This is a genomic window from Microbispora hainanensis (assembly GCF_036186745.1).
Taxonomy (GTDB): Bacteria; Actinomycetota; Actinomycetes; order Streptosporangiales; family Streptosporangiaceae; genus Microbispora.
Map to the genome: position 1 here is coordinate 7,385,689 of NZ_CP108086.1, position 15,748 is coordinate 7,401,436.

General features: G+C 71.4%; 12 protein-coding genes. 4 read left to right on the forward strand and 8 right to left on the reverse strand.

The window, feature by feature from the left end:
* Positions 1 to 55 precede the first annotated feature (55 nt).
* Positions 56 to 682, forward strand: a complete 627-nt coding sequence (locus OHB01_RS33760) for a hypothetical protein (protein WP_328854510.1) — start codon at positions 56 to 58, stop codon at positions 680 to 682.
* A 79-nt stretch (positions 683 to 761) separates the two neighbouring features.
* Here the strand turns inward: OHB01_RS33760 and dop are convergent, their stop codons facing one another.
* The 4 genes from dop to OHB01_RS33780 all read right to left on the reverse strand — a co-directional run bounded on the left by dop (position 762) and on the right by OHB01_RS33780 (position 6,740).
* Positions 762 to 2,279 (reverse strand): depupylase/deamidase Dop, encoded by a 1,518-nt coding sequence (gene dop, locus OHB01_RS33765; RefSeq protein WP_142647358.1) that lies wholly within the window; start codon positions 2,277 to 2,279, stop codon positions 762 to 764.
* Between the two features lie 75 nt (positions 2,280 to 2,354).
* Entirely contained in the window at positions 2,355 to 3,587 is a 1,233-nt protein-coding gene (locus OHB01_RS33770) for an acyltransferase family protein (RefSeq protein WP_142647359.1), read from the reverse strand.
* 320 nt (positions 3,588 to 3,907) lie between these two features.
* Entirely contained in the window at positions 3,908 to 5,671 is a 1,764-nt protein-coding gene (arc, locus tag OHB01_RS33775; protein WP_142618767.1) for a proteasome ATPase, read from the reverse strand.
* A gap of 205 nt (positions 5,672 to 5,876) precedes the next feature.
* Positions 5,877 to 6,740 carry a tRNA (adenine-N1)-methyltransferase gene (locus OHB01_RS33780; RefSeq protein WP_142647360.1) on the reverse strand — a complete coding sequence of 288 codons (864 nt, stop codon included), beginning with the start codon at positions 6,738 to 6,740 and terminating at the stop codon, positions 5,877 to 5,879.
* Positions 6,741 to 7,146: 406 nt separating this feature from the next.
* Between OHB01_RS33780 and OHB01_RS33785 the strand changes: the two genes are divergently transcribed.
* Entirely contained in the window at positions 7,147 to 8,259 is a 1,113-nt protein-coding gene (locus OHB01_RS33785; RefSeq protein WP_142647361.1) for a GNAT family N-acetyltransferase, read from the forward strand.
* A gap of 115 nt (positions 8,260 to 8,374) precedes the next feature.
* On the opposite strand, the gene OHB01_RS33790 is transcribed toward OHB01_RS33785, so the two are convergent.
* Both OHB01_RS33790 and OHB01_RS33795 read right to left on the reverse strand, forming a co-directional pair.
* Positions 8,375 to 9,598, reverse strand: a complete 1,224-nt coding sequence (locus tag OHB01_RS33790) for an aminotransferase class III-fold pyridoxal phosphate-dependent enzyme (protein ID WP_142647362.1) — start codon at positions 9,596 to 9,598, stop codon at positions 8,375 to 8,377.
* Positions 9,599 to 9,655: 57 nt separating this feature from the next.
* Positions 9,656 to 10,576 (reverse strand): sugar kinase, encoded by a 921-nt coding sequence (locus OHB01_RS33795; protein WP_328854511.1) that lies wholly within the window; start codon positions 10,574 to 10,576, stop codon positions 9,656 to 9,658.
* Between the two features lie 52 nt (positions 10,577 to 10,628).
* Between OHB01_RS33795 and OHB01_RS33800 the strand changes: the two genes are divergently transcribed.
* Complete coding sequence (locus tag OHB01_RS33800; protein WP_328854512.1) at positions 10,629 to 11,219, forward strand: TetR/AcrR family transcriptional regulator; 591 nt, start codon at positions 10,629 to 10,631, stop codon at positions 11,217 to 11,219.
* 302 nt (positions 11,220 to 11,521) lie between these two features.
* On the opposite strand, the gene OHB01_RS33805 is transcribed toward OHB01_RS33800, so the two are convergent.
* Together OHB01_RS33805 and OHB01_RS33810 are read right to left on the reverse strand one after the other, a co-directional pair.
* Positions 11,522 to 12,997 carry an FHA domain-containing protein gene (locus OHB01_RS33805; protein ID WP_328854513.1) on the reverse strand — a complete coding sequence of 492 codons (1,476 nt, stop codon included), beginning with the start codon at positions 12,995 to 12,997 and terminating at the stop codon, positions 11,522 to 11,524.
* A 447-nt stretch (positions 12,998 to 13,444) separates the two neighbouring features.
* Positions 13,445 to 14,614: a site-2 protease family protein gene (locus tag OHB01_RS33810; protein WP_142647366.1), complete on the reverse strand. Its 1,170-nt coding sequence runs from the start codon at positions 14,612 to 14,614 to the stop codon at positions 13,445 to 13,447.
* A 160-nt stretch (positions 14,615 to 14,774) separates the two neighbouring features.
* Between OHB01_RS33810 and OHB01_RS33815 the strand changes: the two genes are divergently transcribed.
* A complete protein-coding gene (locus OHB01_RS33815; RefSeq protein ID WP_142647367.1) occupies positions 14,775 to 15,635 on the forward strand; it encodes a RecB family exonuclease in 861 nt (286 codons plus the stop codon).
* Positions 15,636 to 15,748: the final 113 nt, after the last annotated feature.

The window sequence follows — 15,748 nt, forward strand, 5'->3', positions numbered from 1 at the left end:
GTCCGTTATCCGGGCCTTAGCATTCCCTTAGCGTTCGGAGTGGGAGAGTGACGGCGTGAACAGCCGTCTCGCACTCGCCGTCGCCGGGTGGCTGCTGGCCGCGGCCCTCGCCACCGGTACGGGCGTCGCCGTGCTCGGCCTGCTCGGCCGGCCGCTCACCGGCCCGGCGGAGCGGCTGATGACGGACGAGGACATCAGCCTCGCGCTCGCCCGGGAGACGCCGCTCGCCCAGGACACCCCGCTCACCCAGGACGCCCGGCCTGCCCAGGACACCCCGCTCACCCAGGACGCCCGGCCTGCCCTGGAGACGCCGCTCGCCCTGGAGACGCCGCTCGCCGAGGACGCCCCGGGCGATACACCGAGCGGCACCCCGGGCGCGCTCTCCCCCGCCGTCCCCTCCGATGAAGCCTCGGCGGGCCCTTCGGGCGCACGGACGCCGGGCGTCGCGCCCGGGCGCAGGCTCGTCTCCACGGACGCGGGCAGCGTGATCGCCCGATGCGACGGCGAGCTGGTCCGGCTCCAGTCGTGGACGCCGGCCCAGGGCTTCGAGGTGGACGACGTCGACCCGGGGCCGGACGACCGCGCGCGGGTGAGGTTCGAGTCGGACGAGGCCCGGCTTGAGGTGGAGGTGCGCTGCTCCGGCGGTGTCCCGGTCCCCCGGATCACCCGGCACGACGACTGACGGGAGACACCGGCCGCCGCCGATCGCGGCGCCCTGCCGTACGGCCCGCACCGGCCGCCGCCGGGCCCCGGCGCCCCGGTCAGCTCTCGCCGGTGAGGGCGGCGACGAGGTCGGCGGCCGTACGGCACCGGTCGAGCAGGTCGCCCACGTGCGCCTTGGTGCCGCGCAGCGGCTCCAGGGTCGGCACGCGCTGGAGCGACTCGCGGCCCGGGATGTCGAAGATGACCGAGTCCCAGGACGCGGCGGCGACCGACTCGCTGTACTGCCGCAGGCACCGGCCGCGGAAGTAGGCCCGGGTGTCGGTGGGCGGCAGCTCGACCGCCCGCTCGATGTCCTCGTCGGTCACCAGGCGCTGCATGCGGCCCCTGGCGACCAGCCGGTTGTACAGGCCGCGGTCGGGGCGGATGTCGGAATACTGCAGGTCGACCAGCTGCAGCCGCGGATGCGACCACGGCAGGTTGTCGCGGGTGCGGTAGCCCTCCAGGATCTCCAGCTTGGCGACCCAGTCGAGCTCCCGGGACAACTGCATCGGGTCCTCCGCGAGCCGGGTGAGCACCGACTCCCAGCGGTTGAGCACGTCCTTGGTGAGGTCGTCTACTCCCGAGCCGAAGCGGTCCTCGACGTACTTGCGGGCCTGCTCCAGGTATTCCATCTGCAGCTGCACGGCGGTCATCTTCCGCCCGTTGCGCAGCGCGATCTCGTACTTGCAGGTGGGGTCGTGGGAGACCGCGCGCAGCGCCGCGACCGGCGACTCGGGGGTCAGGTCGATGGTGAGGAACCCCTCCTCGATCATCGCCAGGACCAGCGCCGTCGTGCCCAGCTTCAAATAAGTCGAAATTTCCGACATGTTGGCGTCGCCGATGATCACGTGCAGGCGGCGGTACTTCTCCGGGTCGGCGTGCGGCTCGTCCCGGGTGTTGATGATCGGCCGCTTGAGCGTGGTCTCCAGCCCGACCTCGACCTCGAAGAAGTCGGCCCGCTGGCTGATCTGGAAGCCCTCGCCGCGCGAGTCCTGGCCGATGCCGACCTTGCCCGCGCCGCAGACGACCTGCCGCGACACGAAGAACGGCGTGAGGTGCCTGACGATGTCGGCGAACGGCGTCGCGCGGCGCATGAGGTAGTTCTCGTGGCAGCCGTACGACGCGCCCTTGGCGTCGGTGTTGTTCTTGTAGAGCTGGATGGGGGAGTTGCCGGGCATGGAGGACGCCCGCACGGCGGCGTCGTACATGACCCGCTCGCCCGCCTTGTCCCAGATCACCGCGGCCCGGGGGTTGGTGCACTCGGGCGTGGAGTATTCCGGGTGCGCGTGGTCGACATAGAGGCGCGCGCCGTTGGTCAGGATCACGTTGGCGAGCCCGAGGTCCTCGTCGGTGAGCTGACTCTGATCGGCCACCTCACGGGCCAGGTCGAACCCTCGGGCATCGCGGAGCGGGTTCTCCTCCTCGAAGTCCCACCGGGCCCGGCGAGCCCGGGCGGCCGACGCCGCCAGGTACGCGTTGACGACCTGTGAGGAGGTCACCATCGCGTTCGCTCCCGGTTGACCAGGCACGGCGATGCCGTACTCGGTCTCGATGCCCATCACCCGCCGAACCGTCATTCGCACCCCGCCTGTATCAGGCCGTCGTAGTCATATCCGAGCCTAGCCCTTTCTCTATGCCCTGCTACCGAACAGTTACGGCACAGATGCCTCGGGACTTTGCGCCGGAATGGCCGTCGTAGTCCGGGAGATACCCCCGCCGCCCCGGGGACGGGACCGCCGCGAGCGGTCGAGCAGTGCCCCCAGCCTGGCACGAAGCCAGCGCTGACCGGGTTTGTCGACCAAACGGTAGATCAGATAGGCGATCCCGATCGAGACCGCCATCGTGATCGCGGCCAGCGGCCACGGGTCCACCACATCTCGATATGCGGGGATCACGACGGCCGAGATCGTCTGGTGCACGAGATAGAGGGGATACGTGAGGGCCCCCAGGGTCACGAGGCGTCGCCAGCGCACCCACCGCAGCCAGCCGAGGGCGACCGCGGCCATCAGGAGGTAGACGACCGTGATCGCGACGACGACGGCCTCCGGCGGCGCCGGGTAGTGCTTGATGCCGACCAGGCGCACCCGCTCCCCCACGCGCTCCATGGCGGCGTACAGGGACATCCCGTAGCCGGCGGCGACCAGCAGCCACGGGACGAACGCGCCGGAACGCGCGCCGAAGCGGTGGATCAGGAAGAAGGCCATGCCCGCGATGAAGTACGGCGCCTGCCGCGGCATGAAGACGAAGACGAGCGTCTCGTTCTGAGTGAGCTCGGCCAGCAGCGCCAGGCCGCACCAGGCCACCAGGAACACCAGGCAGCGCCGCATCGTGATCCCCACGAGGGAGAACAGCGCCATGAGCACGTAGAACCGCAGCTCCACCCAGAGGGACCAGAAGACGCCGCCGGCGTGGCCCACGCCGAACGCCCCCTGGAACATGGTCAGGTTGAGCAGATACTCGCCGTCGCTGAGCTTGGGGTCGAACCCCGCGACCCCGCTGAAGCGGTACATGATGAAGATCATCAGTACGGCGAACCAGTACGCCGGATACAGCCGCGACACCCGGGAGACGGCGAACTCACCGACCGTGTGCCCCCAGACGCTCATCAGGATGACGAACCCGCTGATGAGGAAGAACAGCTCCACCCCGAGGATGCCCAGCGTGGTCAGGCGGGCGACCGGCTCGAACAGCTTGGTGGGGTATTCGTCCCACAGCGACTTGCTGGCCGCCATGAAATGGAAGGACATGACGGCGAACGCGGCCACGAACCGCAGGACGTCGAGCTCGACCAGGCGGCGGCCCTTGGCGGCCGCGGCGGCGCCCCGCGGCCGGGCCCTATCCAAGGCACTGCCCGAGGCACTGCCCAGGGCTCTGTCCGGCCCCATTTCCGGCCCCATTTCCGGCCCCCTGTCCGGCGCGGCCGAGACCGGATCGGACTGTCGCACGGGCCGTCTTACCGGCTGTCTCACAGGCTGCCCCACAGCGGACATCCGCGCGAGCCAAGAAAGATCATGCCTTCTTTGACGTGATCAGCCCGGGTTTCGGTTCCCTCTGATCACGATCGTTATCAAGGGTCACTTCTGCCCCGCCCGCCGCCGCCCTGCCCGCGTTCCCGCGCCGGGAAGGGCCTGAAATGCCGGAGGAGCGGCGCGACCCGCAGGTCGCGCCGCTCCTCGATGGCGACGGTCCGGCCGGAGCCGGGGTGTTACAGGTACTGACCGGTGTTGGCGACCGTGTCGATCGACCGCCCGGCCTCGGTGCCCTGCTTGCCCTGCACGAGGGTGCGGATGTAGACGATCCGCTCGCCCTTCTTGCCGGAGATGCGGGCCCAGTCGTCGGGGTTGGTGGTGTTGGGCAGGTCCTCGTTCTCGGAGAACTCGTCCACGCAGGCGGCCAGCAGGTGCGAGATCCGCAGACCCTTCTGCCCGGTCTCCAGGAACTCCTTGATGGCCATCTTCTTGCCCCGGTCCACGATGTTCTGGATCATGGCGCCGGAGTTGAAGTCCTTGAAGTAGAGGACTTCCTTGTCACCGTTGGCGTATGTCACCTCGAGGAAGCGGTTCTCCTCGCTCTCGGCGTACATCCGCTCGACGACCCGCTGGATCATCGCGGCGATCGTGCCCTCGCGGCTGCTGCCGTGCTCGGCCAGATCGTCCGGGTGCAGCGGCAGGTCGCTGACGAGGTACTTCGAGAAGATGTCCTTCGCCGCCTCGGCATCGGGCCGCTCGATCTTGATCTTGACGTCCAGGCGGCCGGGCCGCAGGATCGCCGGGTCGATCATGTCCTCGCGGTTGGAGGCGCCGATGACGATGACGTTCTCCAGGCCCTCGACACCGTCGATCTCCGAAAGGAGCTGGGGAACGATGGTGTTCTCGACGTCGGAGGACACACCGGAGCCGCGGGTGCGGAAGATCGAGTCCATCTCGTCGAAGAACACGATCACCGGGGTGCCCTCGGAGGCCTTCTCACGCGCCCGCTGGAAGACCAGGCGGATGTGCCGCTCGGTCTCGCCGACGTACTTGTTGAGAAGCTCGGGGCCCTTGATGTTGAGGAAGAAGCTCTTGCCGGACTGGCCCGTCTTCTCCGCGACCTGCTTGGCCAGGGAGTTGGCCACCGCCTTGGCGATGAGCGTCTTGCCGCAGCCGGGCGGGCCGTACAGCAGCACACCCTTCGGCGGGCGGAGCTTGTGCTCGCGGAACAGATCGGCGTGCAGGTAGGGCAGCTCGATGGCGTCCCTGATCTGCTCGATCTGCCGGCCGAGGCCGCCGATCTCCTCGTAGGAGATGTCGGGGACCTCTTCGAGGACGAGCTCCTCCACCTCCGACTTGGGGATGCGCTCGTAGACGTAGTTGGAACGGGGTTCGAGCAGAAGGGAGTCACCGGCCCGCAGCGGCTGGTCGAGCAGCGAGTGGGCGAGCTTGACGACCCGCTCCTCGTCGGCGTGCGAGATGACGAGCGCGCGGTCGCCGCTCTCCAGCAACTCCTTGAGCATCACGATCTCGCCGACGTCCTCGTAGCCGAGGGCCTCGACGACGTTGAGCGCCTCGTTCAGCATGACCTCCTGGCCACGCTTGAGCGAGTCGACGTCGACCGCCGGACTGACGTTCACGCGGAGCTTGCGCCCGCCCGTGAACACCTCGATCGTGCCGTCATCCCTGGCTTCGAGGAAGACGCCGAATCCGGACGGCGGCTGTGCCAGCCGGTCGACCTCCTCCTTGAGGGCGACGATCTGGTCCCTGGCCTCCTTGAGGGTGGAGACCAAACGCTCGTTCTGGCTAGTAAGGGCGGCCACCTGAGCCTGCGCCTCGTGGAGGCGCTCCTCGATGACCCTGGCCTGCCGGGGAGACTCGGCCAGCTTCCGGCGCAACGCGGTGATCTCCTCTTGCAGGAAGGAGACCTGTGTTGTGAGATCCGCGACCTCCCGTTCGCGCTGCGCGGCTCGAGCCTCAGCGTCGTCGCGAGCTGCCACGCCCCGTCACCTCCTTCCCCGTCGAGAACGACTACTCAAGACCCTACCTATCTTGGCGCTGTACGTAACCTGGCCGGGCAGTGTTCGTGTAGTTACGTTGGGTGTTCGGCGTTTGATACCTTATGGACCGATTGTTCGGTTCACCATTAGGAACACACCCATATGTTCCCGTGTCACGCGGCTTTGCCGGGTTGTGGCTGAATCGTCACACTTGTTCGATCCCCTCTCCGTACGCCCCCTTGGCGGGACGCCTGCGCCGCGGCGGGGGCGTGACGCCGTCCGCCATGCGACGGGCCGTCACGAGAAACCCCGTGTGGCCGACCATCCGGTGGTCGGGCCGTACGGCGAGACCTTCGACATGCCAGTCGCGAACCAGGGTCTCCCACGCGTGAGGCTCGGTGAAACTCCCGTGCTCCCGCAGGGTTTCCACCGTTCTGGACATCTGGGTCGTCGTTGCTACATAGCAGCAGATAACTCCCCCAGGAGTAAGGGACTTCGCCGCCGCGTCAACGCACTCCCAAGGGGCGAGCATGTCGAGGATGACGCGATCCACGTCCGTCTCGTCCAGAGCGTCGACGAAGTCACCGACCACAAGACGCCACTGCCCCATCGGGCCGCCGAAGAACTTCTCCACGTTCTTGGTGGCCACCTCGGCGAAGTCGGCGCGCCGCTCGTACGAGGTGACCTTCCCCTCCGAGCCGACGGCGCGCAGCAGGAAGCAGGTGAGCGCGCCGGAGCCCACGCCGGCCTCGACCACCCGGGCGCCCGGGAAGATGTCGGCCATGGCGACGATCTGGGCCGCGTCCTTCGGGTAGACCACCGCGGCGCCGCGCGGCATCGAGACCGCGTAGTCGGCCAGCAGGTGCCGGAACGCCAGGTAGGCCGTGCCTCCGGAGGACCGCACCACGGACCCCTCGGGCTGTCCGATCAGGTCGTCATGCGGGATCGACCCCTTGTGCGTGTGGAAGACGCCGCCCTCTTTCAGCGTCACCGTGTGCCGCTTGTTCTTGGGGTCGGTGAGCTGGACCTGATCTCCGGCCTGGAACGGGCCGTGCCTGCGAAAACCCATGCGGAAAAGGCTAGTGCCCGCGACCGACGAGATTCGCCGGGACGGAGCGGTGGCCGGAGTCGTGCATCGCAAGGCGGAGGAGGAGACCATAGCCGGGCTGTGGGCGACGACGACAACGCGGCGAGGCGCCGCTCCGGGCGACACGATGGGGCGAAGATCGGAGGAAGGGGCACGGGGTGCCCGCGACCGACGAGATTCGCCCGCGCGGAGCGGGGGTGCTACGTGGCGTGCAGCAACCCAGCGGGGCGCGTGACAACCCGGCAGAGCGCGTGACAACCCAACGGGGCTTACAGCAACCCAGCGGGGCGCGTGACAACCCGGCAGGGCGCACGGCAACCCGGCGGGGCGCGGCGGTGGCCGGGAAAACGCCTGGCCGGTGCGGAGTCGCTGCTGGTAACAATGGGACATGTTGCCCCAAGAGGCGATCCCCGCCGGACCGGCCGTGCTGCGCCTGCCCGTCGAGGGGGATGCCGACCAGATCGCCCGAGCCTGCGCCGACCCCGAGATCGCGAGGTTCATCCCCTTTGTCCCTTCCCCGTACACGCGGGACGACGCGCTGACGTGGATCACCAAGACCGTGCCCGCCACCTGGGAGAACGGCGGAGCCGACTTCGTCGTCGCCGACGCCGCCACGGACGAGGTGCTCGGCGCCGCCGGGCTCAAGCCGCAGGACCGGTTCGGCGGGACGGAGGTGGGCTACTGGCTCGCGCCGTGGGCACGCGGGCGCGGCGTCGTCACGGCCGCCGTGCGGGCGCTCGCCGAGCATGCCTTCGCCCGGGGCGTCCCGCGGATCGAGTTGTACGCCGACGTGGAGAACGTCGCGAGCCAGCGGGTCGCCCTGCGGTGCGGCTTCGCCCATGAGGGGGTGCTGCGCGGGGCCGGCGGTCCCCGGGGCGGCACCCTCGCCGACCTCGCGGTGTTCGGGCGGCTGAGCACCGACCCCGGCGACCCGATCGCGCCCTTCCTGCCGTTCTTCCCCGGAGGGTTCCCCGGTGGCTCGCTCACCGACGGCGTCGTCCGGCTCACGCCGCTGACCACGGCCGACGCCGCCGACTATTTCGCGCTGGCGTCCGTGCCCGACGTGATGGACTCGCACGTGCCGCCCGGGCAGCCGGAGTACGCGGACTGCGAGGTGCTCTGCCGGTACGCCGGGCACCGGTGGCTGACCGGCCAGCGCGCGGACATCGCCATCAGGGACGCAACCACCGGCCAGTTCGCCGGGGAGATCCAGCTCACCGGCGTCGTCCCGCCGCTGGGCCAGGCGATGCTCGGTTACAGCCTCCACCCGGACTTCCGCGGCAGGGGCCTGGTGACGCGTGCGGCGAACCTGCTGGTGGAGTGGGCCTTCACGCACACGCCGCTGCGCCGGATCATCGCCGGGACCGCGCCGGGCAACGCCGCGTCCCACCGCGTGCTGGAACGGGCGGGCTTCACCCGGGAGCACCTGGTGAAGGGACTGCTGCCCGGCCCGGACGGCACCCGGCTCGACGACATCCAGTGGGCGCGGACACGCCCCTGAGCGCAACGGACCTCCCGCGCCCGGATGCCGCCCGGAACCCGGCACCCGAGCGCGGGCCGTCCGCGGCGCGGAACGCCCTCCGGACGCCCCGCCCACGCCTTCGGAGACCGGTGGCTCAGTCGGCTCCGTACGCGGCCCGCAGCTTGGCGAAGGCGGCGTCGGTGCCCTGGAGGGCCCGGTCGATCTCCTCGTCGGTGTGCGCGGCCGACAGGAACCAGTTGTGCCAGGGGTGGAGATAGACGCCCTCCTCCAGGCAGTGCCCGGCCCAGGCGATGCCCTTCTCCAGGGTCTCGTCGCCTTCGAAGGACAGCCACGGCACCTGCACCGGGCCGGTCTGACGGACCACGAAGCCGTGCGCCGCCGCCTGAGCGGCGAGGCCCTCGCGCAGCCGGGTCCCGGCGCGGTGCATGAGCGCGGGGCCGTCGGTCTCGCGCAGGATCTCGATCGTCGCCTTGGCGGCGGCCATGGCCGTGGCGGAGAACCAGAAGGAGCCGGTCGAATACAGCGTCTGGGCCGCCCCGCGCAGCGCGTCGGTCCCGGTGACCGCCGCGATGGGGAAGCCGTTGGCCATCGCCTTGCTCCAGGCCGCCAGGTCGGGGCGCACTCCGAGCGGCTCCCACGAGCCGCGCAGGTCGAGCCGCCACCCGGCGCGTACGTCGTCGATGACCAGCGCCGCCCCGATCCGGTCGGCCAGCGCCCGCAGGCCCCGGGCGAACTCCGCGTCGGCGTCCTCCTGGTCCTCGAACGAGTCGTGCTTGAACGGGGTGACGAGGATGGCGGCGACGTCGCCGTCCGCCTGTGCGGCGGCGGCCTCGGCGCTCGCGAGGTCGTTGTAGGTGAACTCGATCGTGTCCGCCCGCTGGTTGGGGGTGACGCCCGAAAGGCCGGGCGTGCACCAGGGGTCGGCGCCATGGTAGGCCCCGTGGGCGACCAGCACCTTGGTCCTGCCCGTCGCCGCCCTGGCCACCATCAGGGCCTGGGTCGTGGCGTCGGTGCCGTTCTTGGAGAACATCGCCCAGTCGGCGGAGGGGATGAGGTCCACCAGCAGCTCGGCGAGCTCCACCATGACCGGGCCGGGGCCGTTCAGGCAGTCGCCCTCCGCCTGCTGCGCGGCGGCGGCTGCCTCCACGCGCGGGTTGCGATGGCCGACGATCATCGGCCCCCAGCTGCACATCAGGTCGACGTACGCACGGCCGTCGGCGTCCCACTGCCGGGCGCCCTCGGCGCGTACGAAGAACTGGGGGTAGCGGTCGCCGTGCAGGGCCGCGTTGAGGTGGCCGTACATGCCACCGGGGATGACCTTCGCGGCACGGGCCCGCAGGGAGGCGTCGAGGGACATGGGCGGCACTCCTGGGATCGGAATATCGGAGATGTGGGGGCCGGGCGGGGAGCCGGGTCAGGCGTCCGGGCCGGGGTCGGCGGCGGAGAAGCCGTCCAGCCCGGCGTCGGAGCCGAGCCCGCCCGCGACCCGTGCGGCGACGGCGGTGCCGAGGCGCGCGGCGCCGAGGACGTCGCGGCCGTGCAGCAGTCCCGCCGCGAATCCGGCGCAGTACGCGTCGCCGCAGCCGGTGGTGTCGACCACCGGCACGTCGAGGGCGGGCACCCGGGTGACTCCGTCGGCGGTGGCCACGAGGCTGCCGGCCGCCCCCAGGGTGACGATCACGCCCTTCGGCCCCTCGGCGAGCAGCGCCGCCGCGGCCTCCTCGGGGGTCGCCGCCCCGCTGAGCATGAGCGCCTGCTCCTCGTTCGGCAGGAGGTAGTCGACGTGGGGCAGGAACGCCCGGACGCCGGGCATGAGGTCGGGCATGTTCGACAGCAGGTCGAGCGTGACGGTCGTGCCGCCCTCGCGGGCCTTGTCGAGCAGCGCGAAGAAGGCGGGGTCGTGCAGGCCCCAGGTGACGTCCATGCCGCCGAGGTGCACCACCTTCGCGCCGGTGAGACGATCCGCGTCGAGGTCGGCGGTCGCCAGGCCGAGGTTGGCCCCCGGCACGTGGAACGACGGCCGTCCGCCGTCGGGGCGGATGGGCAGGATGGAGGCGGCGGTCTGCTCCCCCTGCCTGCGCACCACGCCGCTCACGTCGACGCCGTGCCTCGCCATGATCATCAGGAGGAAGTCGCCGAGCTCGTCGTCGCCGACGGCGCCCATCGAGGCGACCGGTACGCCGATCTTCGCCAGGGTCACGGCCGTGCCCGCGGCGGCGCCGGCCGCGCTGATGCGGATCTGCTCCAGCAGGTGGGTGTCCTGACCGGCCGGGATCGACTCGACCGGGCGGGCCAGGACGTCGACGATATGCACGCCGACCGTCACTACCGTCATGAGCGGATAATAGACGGGCGCCCGACTAAAATGTCAACCGAGGTGGTGCACCATGCCGAAGATCGTCAATCATGAGGAGCGCCGGGGCGAGGTCGTTGCGGCGGCGCGCCGGATCATCCTGCGCGAGGGCATCGAGGCCGCGACGACGCGGGCCATCGCCAAGGAGGCCGGCTACTCCAACGGGGTGCTCACGCACTACTTCGCCGACAAGGACGAGATCCTGCTGTCGGCCCTGGAGGCTTCCCATCGCCGGATCACCGACCGGCTGCGGGAGAAGCTGTCGGGCCGCACCGGCCTTGAGGCGCTGCGCGAACTGCTGCTCGACAACGTGCCGCTCGACGACGAGCGGGCCGGGGAGACCGGGCTGGAGGTGGGCTTCTGGGGGCGCAGCCTGACCAGCCCCGCGCTGCTGGAGGTCCAGCGGCGGGAGGCCGCCGAGCTCCGCTATCTGGTGACGAGCCTGCTCAGGTGCGCCGCCGAGGCCGGTGAGATCCGTACGGACGACGACCTGGAGGACGTGGCGGAGCGGCTGCTGGCGCTCGTGGACGGGCTGAGCGTGCACCGGCTGCTGTATCCCGCGCACGTCACCGCCGAGCGGCTGGAACGGCTGATCCTCGGCGAGATCAACCGGCTGCGCGCCTGACCGGAGCGCACGGGATCGTCACCTCCCGGTTGGAAGCCCTGCGCCACCTGCGCGACGGCCCCGGAGCTCACCGGGCCGGTCTTGCTGTGCCCGATCTCGTTAGGCGGACGCCGTGCCCGGTGCTTATTGGGCGAACGCCGTGCCCGGTGGCCGCCCGTGCGTGAGCACTTCCCGCGCCCGGGCCGCTGAGCTGCGCCTCCGGCTCTGGGCCCCCCGGAAGTCTGGGCCCCTCGATCTGCGCCCCTCGATCTGGGCCGCTGATCCGGCCGCCGGGAGCCGGTGGTCCCGGCGGCCTCGGATCGTCAGGCGGTGCGATGGGGCTCGTACCGCATCGTGCGCGAGACGCCGACACGCACGGTCGTGCCGGGCAGGATCGGCACCGGCTCGTTCGGCGGGATGTCGTAGAAGTTGGGGTCGCCGGGCGGCTGGATCTGGGTGCCGTTCACCGAGCCCAGATCGAGCAGGTTGACGTCCCAGTTGTCCAGGAAGACCCGCAGGTGGCGGCGCGACACCGAACCGTCCGGGCTGGTCACCCTGGCCGGCCTGGCCTCGCCCGACTGCACCTCGGGCGCGCGCTCGGGGTCGCGGCCCAGCAGGTAGTCGGCCTCCAGCGGCAGCGCCATGCCGTCGTCGAGCAGCAGCACGCCGAGCAGCGGCCGAGGACCCTTGTAGGGCACCACGGCCCGCTGGTCGATCGGAATGCCGCAGACCGCGCAGTAGGGCGCGCGCGGGTCGTTGAAGTGGTCGTTCTTGCAGTCGACGCCGTAGACCATCGGCCGCTGCTCCGGCTCGGGCGTCGCGTCCAGCTGGGTCGCCTCGCCCGGATCCTCGTCCGCGAGCGCGTGCGGCACCGGCTCGAACGGCCCGCTCGGCGGGCCGTCAGGACCGCCCGGGTCAAGCGGCGAGTTCAGATCAAGCGGCGGGTTCAGGTCGTGCGGCGGGTTGGGGTCGTGCGGGGCGCCCCGATCCTCGGCGGGCTCGGGCAGCGGGGGCAGCGGCTGCGGTCCCGAATGGTGTGCCGGACCCGGATCGGGGAGCGGAGGCAGCGGCTGGACGGGCGGCGGCGACAGGGGCTGGGACGGTCCCGGAGACGGCGCTCCCTGCTCCCCCGACGGCCCGCCGGACAGCGGACCCGAGTACGGCGACACGGGCGGCGGAGGCACGGTCGACGGCACCACGGGCCCACGCGGGGCGATCGGCTCCGGAGCGCCGATAGGCGGGGGCTGCACGCCCTGCTGCTGCGGCTGGGGCGGGCGCGGGGGCAGCGGCGGGAAGGCGAGGTCGCCGTGCCGCGTGAAGTCGCACTCCACCCCGGCCCCGGTGACCACACCGCCGTCCAGGCGGGCGTACGGGCTCGACGGGCCCGCTCCCGGCAGGCGCAGCTCGACCCGGGACACCGGGCCGTTGACGAGGCGATCGGTCCAGGTCAGCGCGTCGTGCCCGGCGAGACGGACCTCGCCGTCGGGACCGCCCGACACGGTCGCGTACGCGGCGCCGCTGACCAGCACGGCCACGCCGCCCCCGGCGGGCCCGGCGACCGCGCAGGCCGTCGGCTCGCCGCCGATCGACCTGTCCATGGCGCGCGCGAGGACCTGGGCCACCCGCCGGGCCAGCGCCCGGCCGTCCCCGCCCGTCGTGGCGGTCTCGTGCAGCGCCGCCAGCAGGTCCTCGACCGGGTGGTCGCCACCGGTGGCGCACACGAGCAGCAACCCGTTCAGATGGGCGACCACGCCCTCCCCCGGCAGCGGGCGGACCACCCCCACGCCCTGTTCCGTCACAGAAGTTCTCCCTCCGGAAACGCCACCGGATGACCGGCACCATCGCCGGCACGCCGTGTGCCGGATCGATCACCCCAGAAAGTAGCAAAAAAGAATGATGAAGCGGCCTGCGGGAGTGCGCCACGGGTGCCCGGACGGCGGCCGGCCCCCGTTCTGATCTGCGGGAGCACGTGAGGGATGCCCGGGCGACGACCGGCCCAGGTTTCGGTCTGCGGGAGCACGCGACGGGTGCCCGGACAGCGGCCGGCCCCGGTCTCGAACTGTCTGAGCGCGCGACGGGCACCCAGGCGACGACCGGCCGAGTTTGCGATCGGCAGCCCGGTCTCCGGGGACCCACCGTACAGACGCGCTGGCCGCCCCGGCGGGCCGGGCCGCTGCCCGCGCCGTTTCACGGACCGCTCCCCGCGCCGTTCCCCGGGCCGTTTCACGGGCCGTTTCACGGGCCGCTCACACACCGCTGAACATGCGGTTGACGTCGGCCGTGGCGAGCACGCCGTAGATCTCACCGCCCCGCTCGACGAGCAGGTATTCGGGCGCGGGGGCCTCCCGCATGGCGTCGAGCAGGGACTCCCCCTCCAGGTCGGCGCCGAGCACGAGCGAGGGCTCCAGGGAGCGGGACAGCGCGCCGACGTTCACCCACGGCCTGCGCTGCTCGGGAGTGGCGTTGACCGCCGCCTCGTTGACGATGCCGACCGGCCGCCCGTCGTGGTCGACCACCACCATGGCCCCCGCCCCGGCCTCCCGCGCCCGGCGCAGGCCCTCGGAGAGCGGCACCTCGGGAGTGACCGGGATCGCCCTGCGGGCCAGCACCCGGGCCCGCAACTGCGGCAGCCGGGCCCGCACGCGGGCCACCCGCAGCGCCTGGGAGGCCCCGAGCCAGATGAACGACGCCAGCACCACCGTCCAGAGCATGCTCCCGATCCCCGGCTCCTGGCCGGACATCAGGTTCATCAGGAGGGGCACGACGACTATCGCGACCGCGACGCCGCGGCCGACCCACGCGGCGGCCAGCGTGCCGATGCCGGCGTCGCGCTTGGCCTTCCACACGGCGGCCCGCAGCATCCGGCCGCCGTCGAGCGGCAGGCCGGGGAGGAGATTGAAGATCCCCACGATCAGGTTGGACGACCAGAGCTGCCAGATCAGCACCGGCACGAGACCGTCGGGCGGGCGGAGGAACATGGACAGCGGGTCGACGGGACCGGTCACGAACGCGACCGCGGACACCAGGTAACCGATCGCCGCGAGGCCGAGCGAAAGCAGGGGCCCCGCGAGCGCGACGTTGAACTCCCGGCCCGCCGTCTCGGGTTCGCGTTCGATCTCCGAGACGCCGCCCAGCATGTAGAGGGTGATCCTGCGCACCGGAAGGCCGTAGTGCTTGGCGACCACGCAGTGCGCCAGCTCGTGGAGCAGGACCGAGCCGTAGAGCAGGACGGCGAAGACCAGCGCCACCACGGAACTGCCGAGGAGCCCGTATCCGGGGAGACTGGCGGCGAAGACCGGCTGGAAGCTGTACGTGATGAACGCCGCCACGATGAGCCAGGTGGGCGAGACGTAAACGGGGATGCCGAAGGGCCGCCCCATCCGCAGTCCGGTGGACTCCTTGACAGGTGTGCTCATGTGCCGCCTTCCCCTCCCGCGCTCCTCGATGCTACGTGCCGGAGCGTGAGATCAGCCTAAGAGCTCGCCCGCCCGTTGCGCACCGTGTGATCGTCGCCGCGACGTCCCGGGAAGGGCGGGGCGGAAGCGTTCTGTCGGCCCGGTGTCCTACAGTTCCGGCATGACCCTCGCCGAAGAGCGCGCCGTGATCGGGGCGCTATCCCCCTCCCGGGCCGGTGACTTCATGACCTGCCCCCTGCTCTACCGGTTCAGGGTGATCGACCAGCTCCCCGAGCGGCCCTCGGCCGCCGCGGTCCGGGGCACGCTCGTTCACGCCGTGCTGGAGCGGCTCTACGACCTGCCCGCGGAGGCGCGGACGGTCGCCGCCGCCCAGGACCTGCTGGAGCCCCAGTGGCAGCGGCTACTCGCCGAGGAGCCCGACTACGCGGGGTTGTTCGAGAACGACGCGGAGCGGGACGCCTGGCTGACCCAGGCCCGCGGCATGGTCGAGCGTTACTTCACGCTGGAGGACCCCCAGCGGCTGGAGCCCGCCGAGCGGGAGATGTACGTCGAGGTCGTGCTCGAAAGCGGGCTGCTGCTGCGCGGCTACATCGACAGGCTCGACGTGGCCCCGACCGGCGAGGTGCGGGTCGTGGACTACAAGACGGGCACGGCGCCGGGGCGCGAGTGGGAGGCCAAGGCGCTGTTCCAGATGAAGTTCTACGCGCTGGCGCTGTGGCGGCGCAGCGGCCAGGTCCCCCGGATGCTCCAGCTGATGTACCTGGGCAACGGTGAGATCATCCGCTACGTCCCCGACGAGGCCGACCTGCGGGCGACCGAGCGCAAGGTCGAGGCGCTGTGGGCGGCCATCGAGCGTGCCGTACGCACCCGTGAGTGGCGCGCCCGCCGCTCCCGGCTGTGCGACTGGTGCGACCACCAGGCGCTGTGCCCGGAGTTCGGCGGCACCCCGCCGCCCGTGCCCGACCGCGAGCCCGGGCTGTCGGCCCGCGTGAGCAGGAGGTCGGCCAGCGACGAGCTGTGACCGCGTCTCCCGGATCTCCCCTTGCCCCAGATCTCCCCACGCCTCCCGGATCTCCCAGACCTCCGGGTCCCCCGGCGCTCCCGTGTCCGCGTCTCCCGGATCTCCCCTTGCCC

Excerpts from the sequence above, each read along its gene's own strand:
- OHB01_RS33785 (WP_142647361.1), top strand. The coding sequence starts at position 7,147 with ATGTTGCCCCAAGAGGCGATCCCCGCCGGACCGGCCGTGCTGCGCCTG.
- OHB01_RS33795 (WP_328854511.1), bottom strand. The coding sequence starts at position 10,576 with ATGACGGTAGTGACGGTCGGCGTGCATATCGTCGACGTCCTGGCCCGC.
- dop (WP_142647358.1), bottom strand. The coding sequence starts at position 2,279 with ATGACGGTTCGGCGGGTGATGGGCATCGAGACCGAGTACGGCATCGCC.
- OHB01_RS33790 (WP_142647362.1), bottom strand. The coding sequence starts at position 9,598 with ATGTCCCTCGACGCCTCCCTGCGGGCCCGTGCCGCGAAGGTCATCCCC.
- OHB01_RS33810 (WP_142647366.1), bottom strand. The coding sequence starts at position 14,614 with ATGAGCACACCTGTCAAGGAGTCCACCGGACTGCGGATGGGGCGGCCC.
- OHB01_RS33815 (WP_142647367.1), top strand. The coding sequence starts at position 14,775 with ATGACCCTCGCCGAAGAGCGCGCCGTGATCGGGGCGCTATCCCCCTCC.
- OHB01_RS33800 (WP_328854512.1), top strand. The coding sequence starts at position 10,629 with ATGCCGAAGATCGTCAATCATGAGGAGCGCCGGGGCGAGGTCGTTGCG.
- OHB01_RS33770 (WP_142647359.1), bottom strand. The coding sequence starts at position 3,587 with ATGGGGCCGGACAGAGCCCTGGGCAGTGCCTCGGGCAGTGCCTTGGAT.
- OHB01_RS33780 (WP_142647360.1), bottom strand. The coding sequence starts at position 6,740 with ATGGGTTTTCGCAGGCACGGCCCGTTCCAGGCCGGAGATCAGGTCCAG.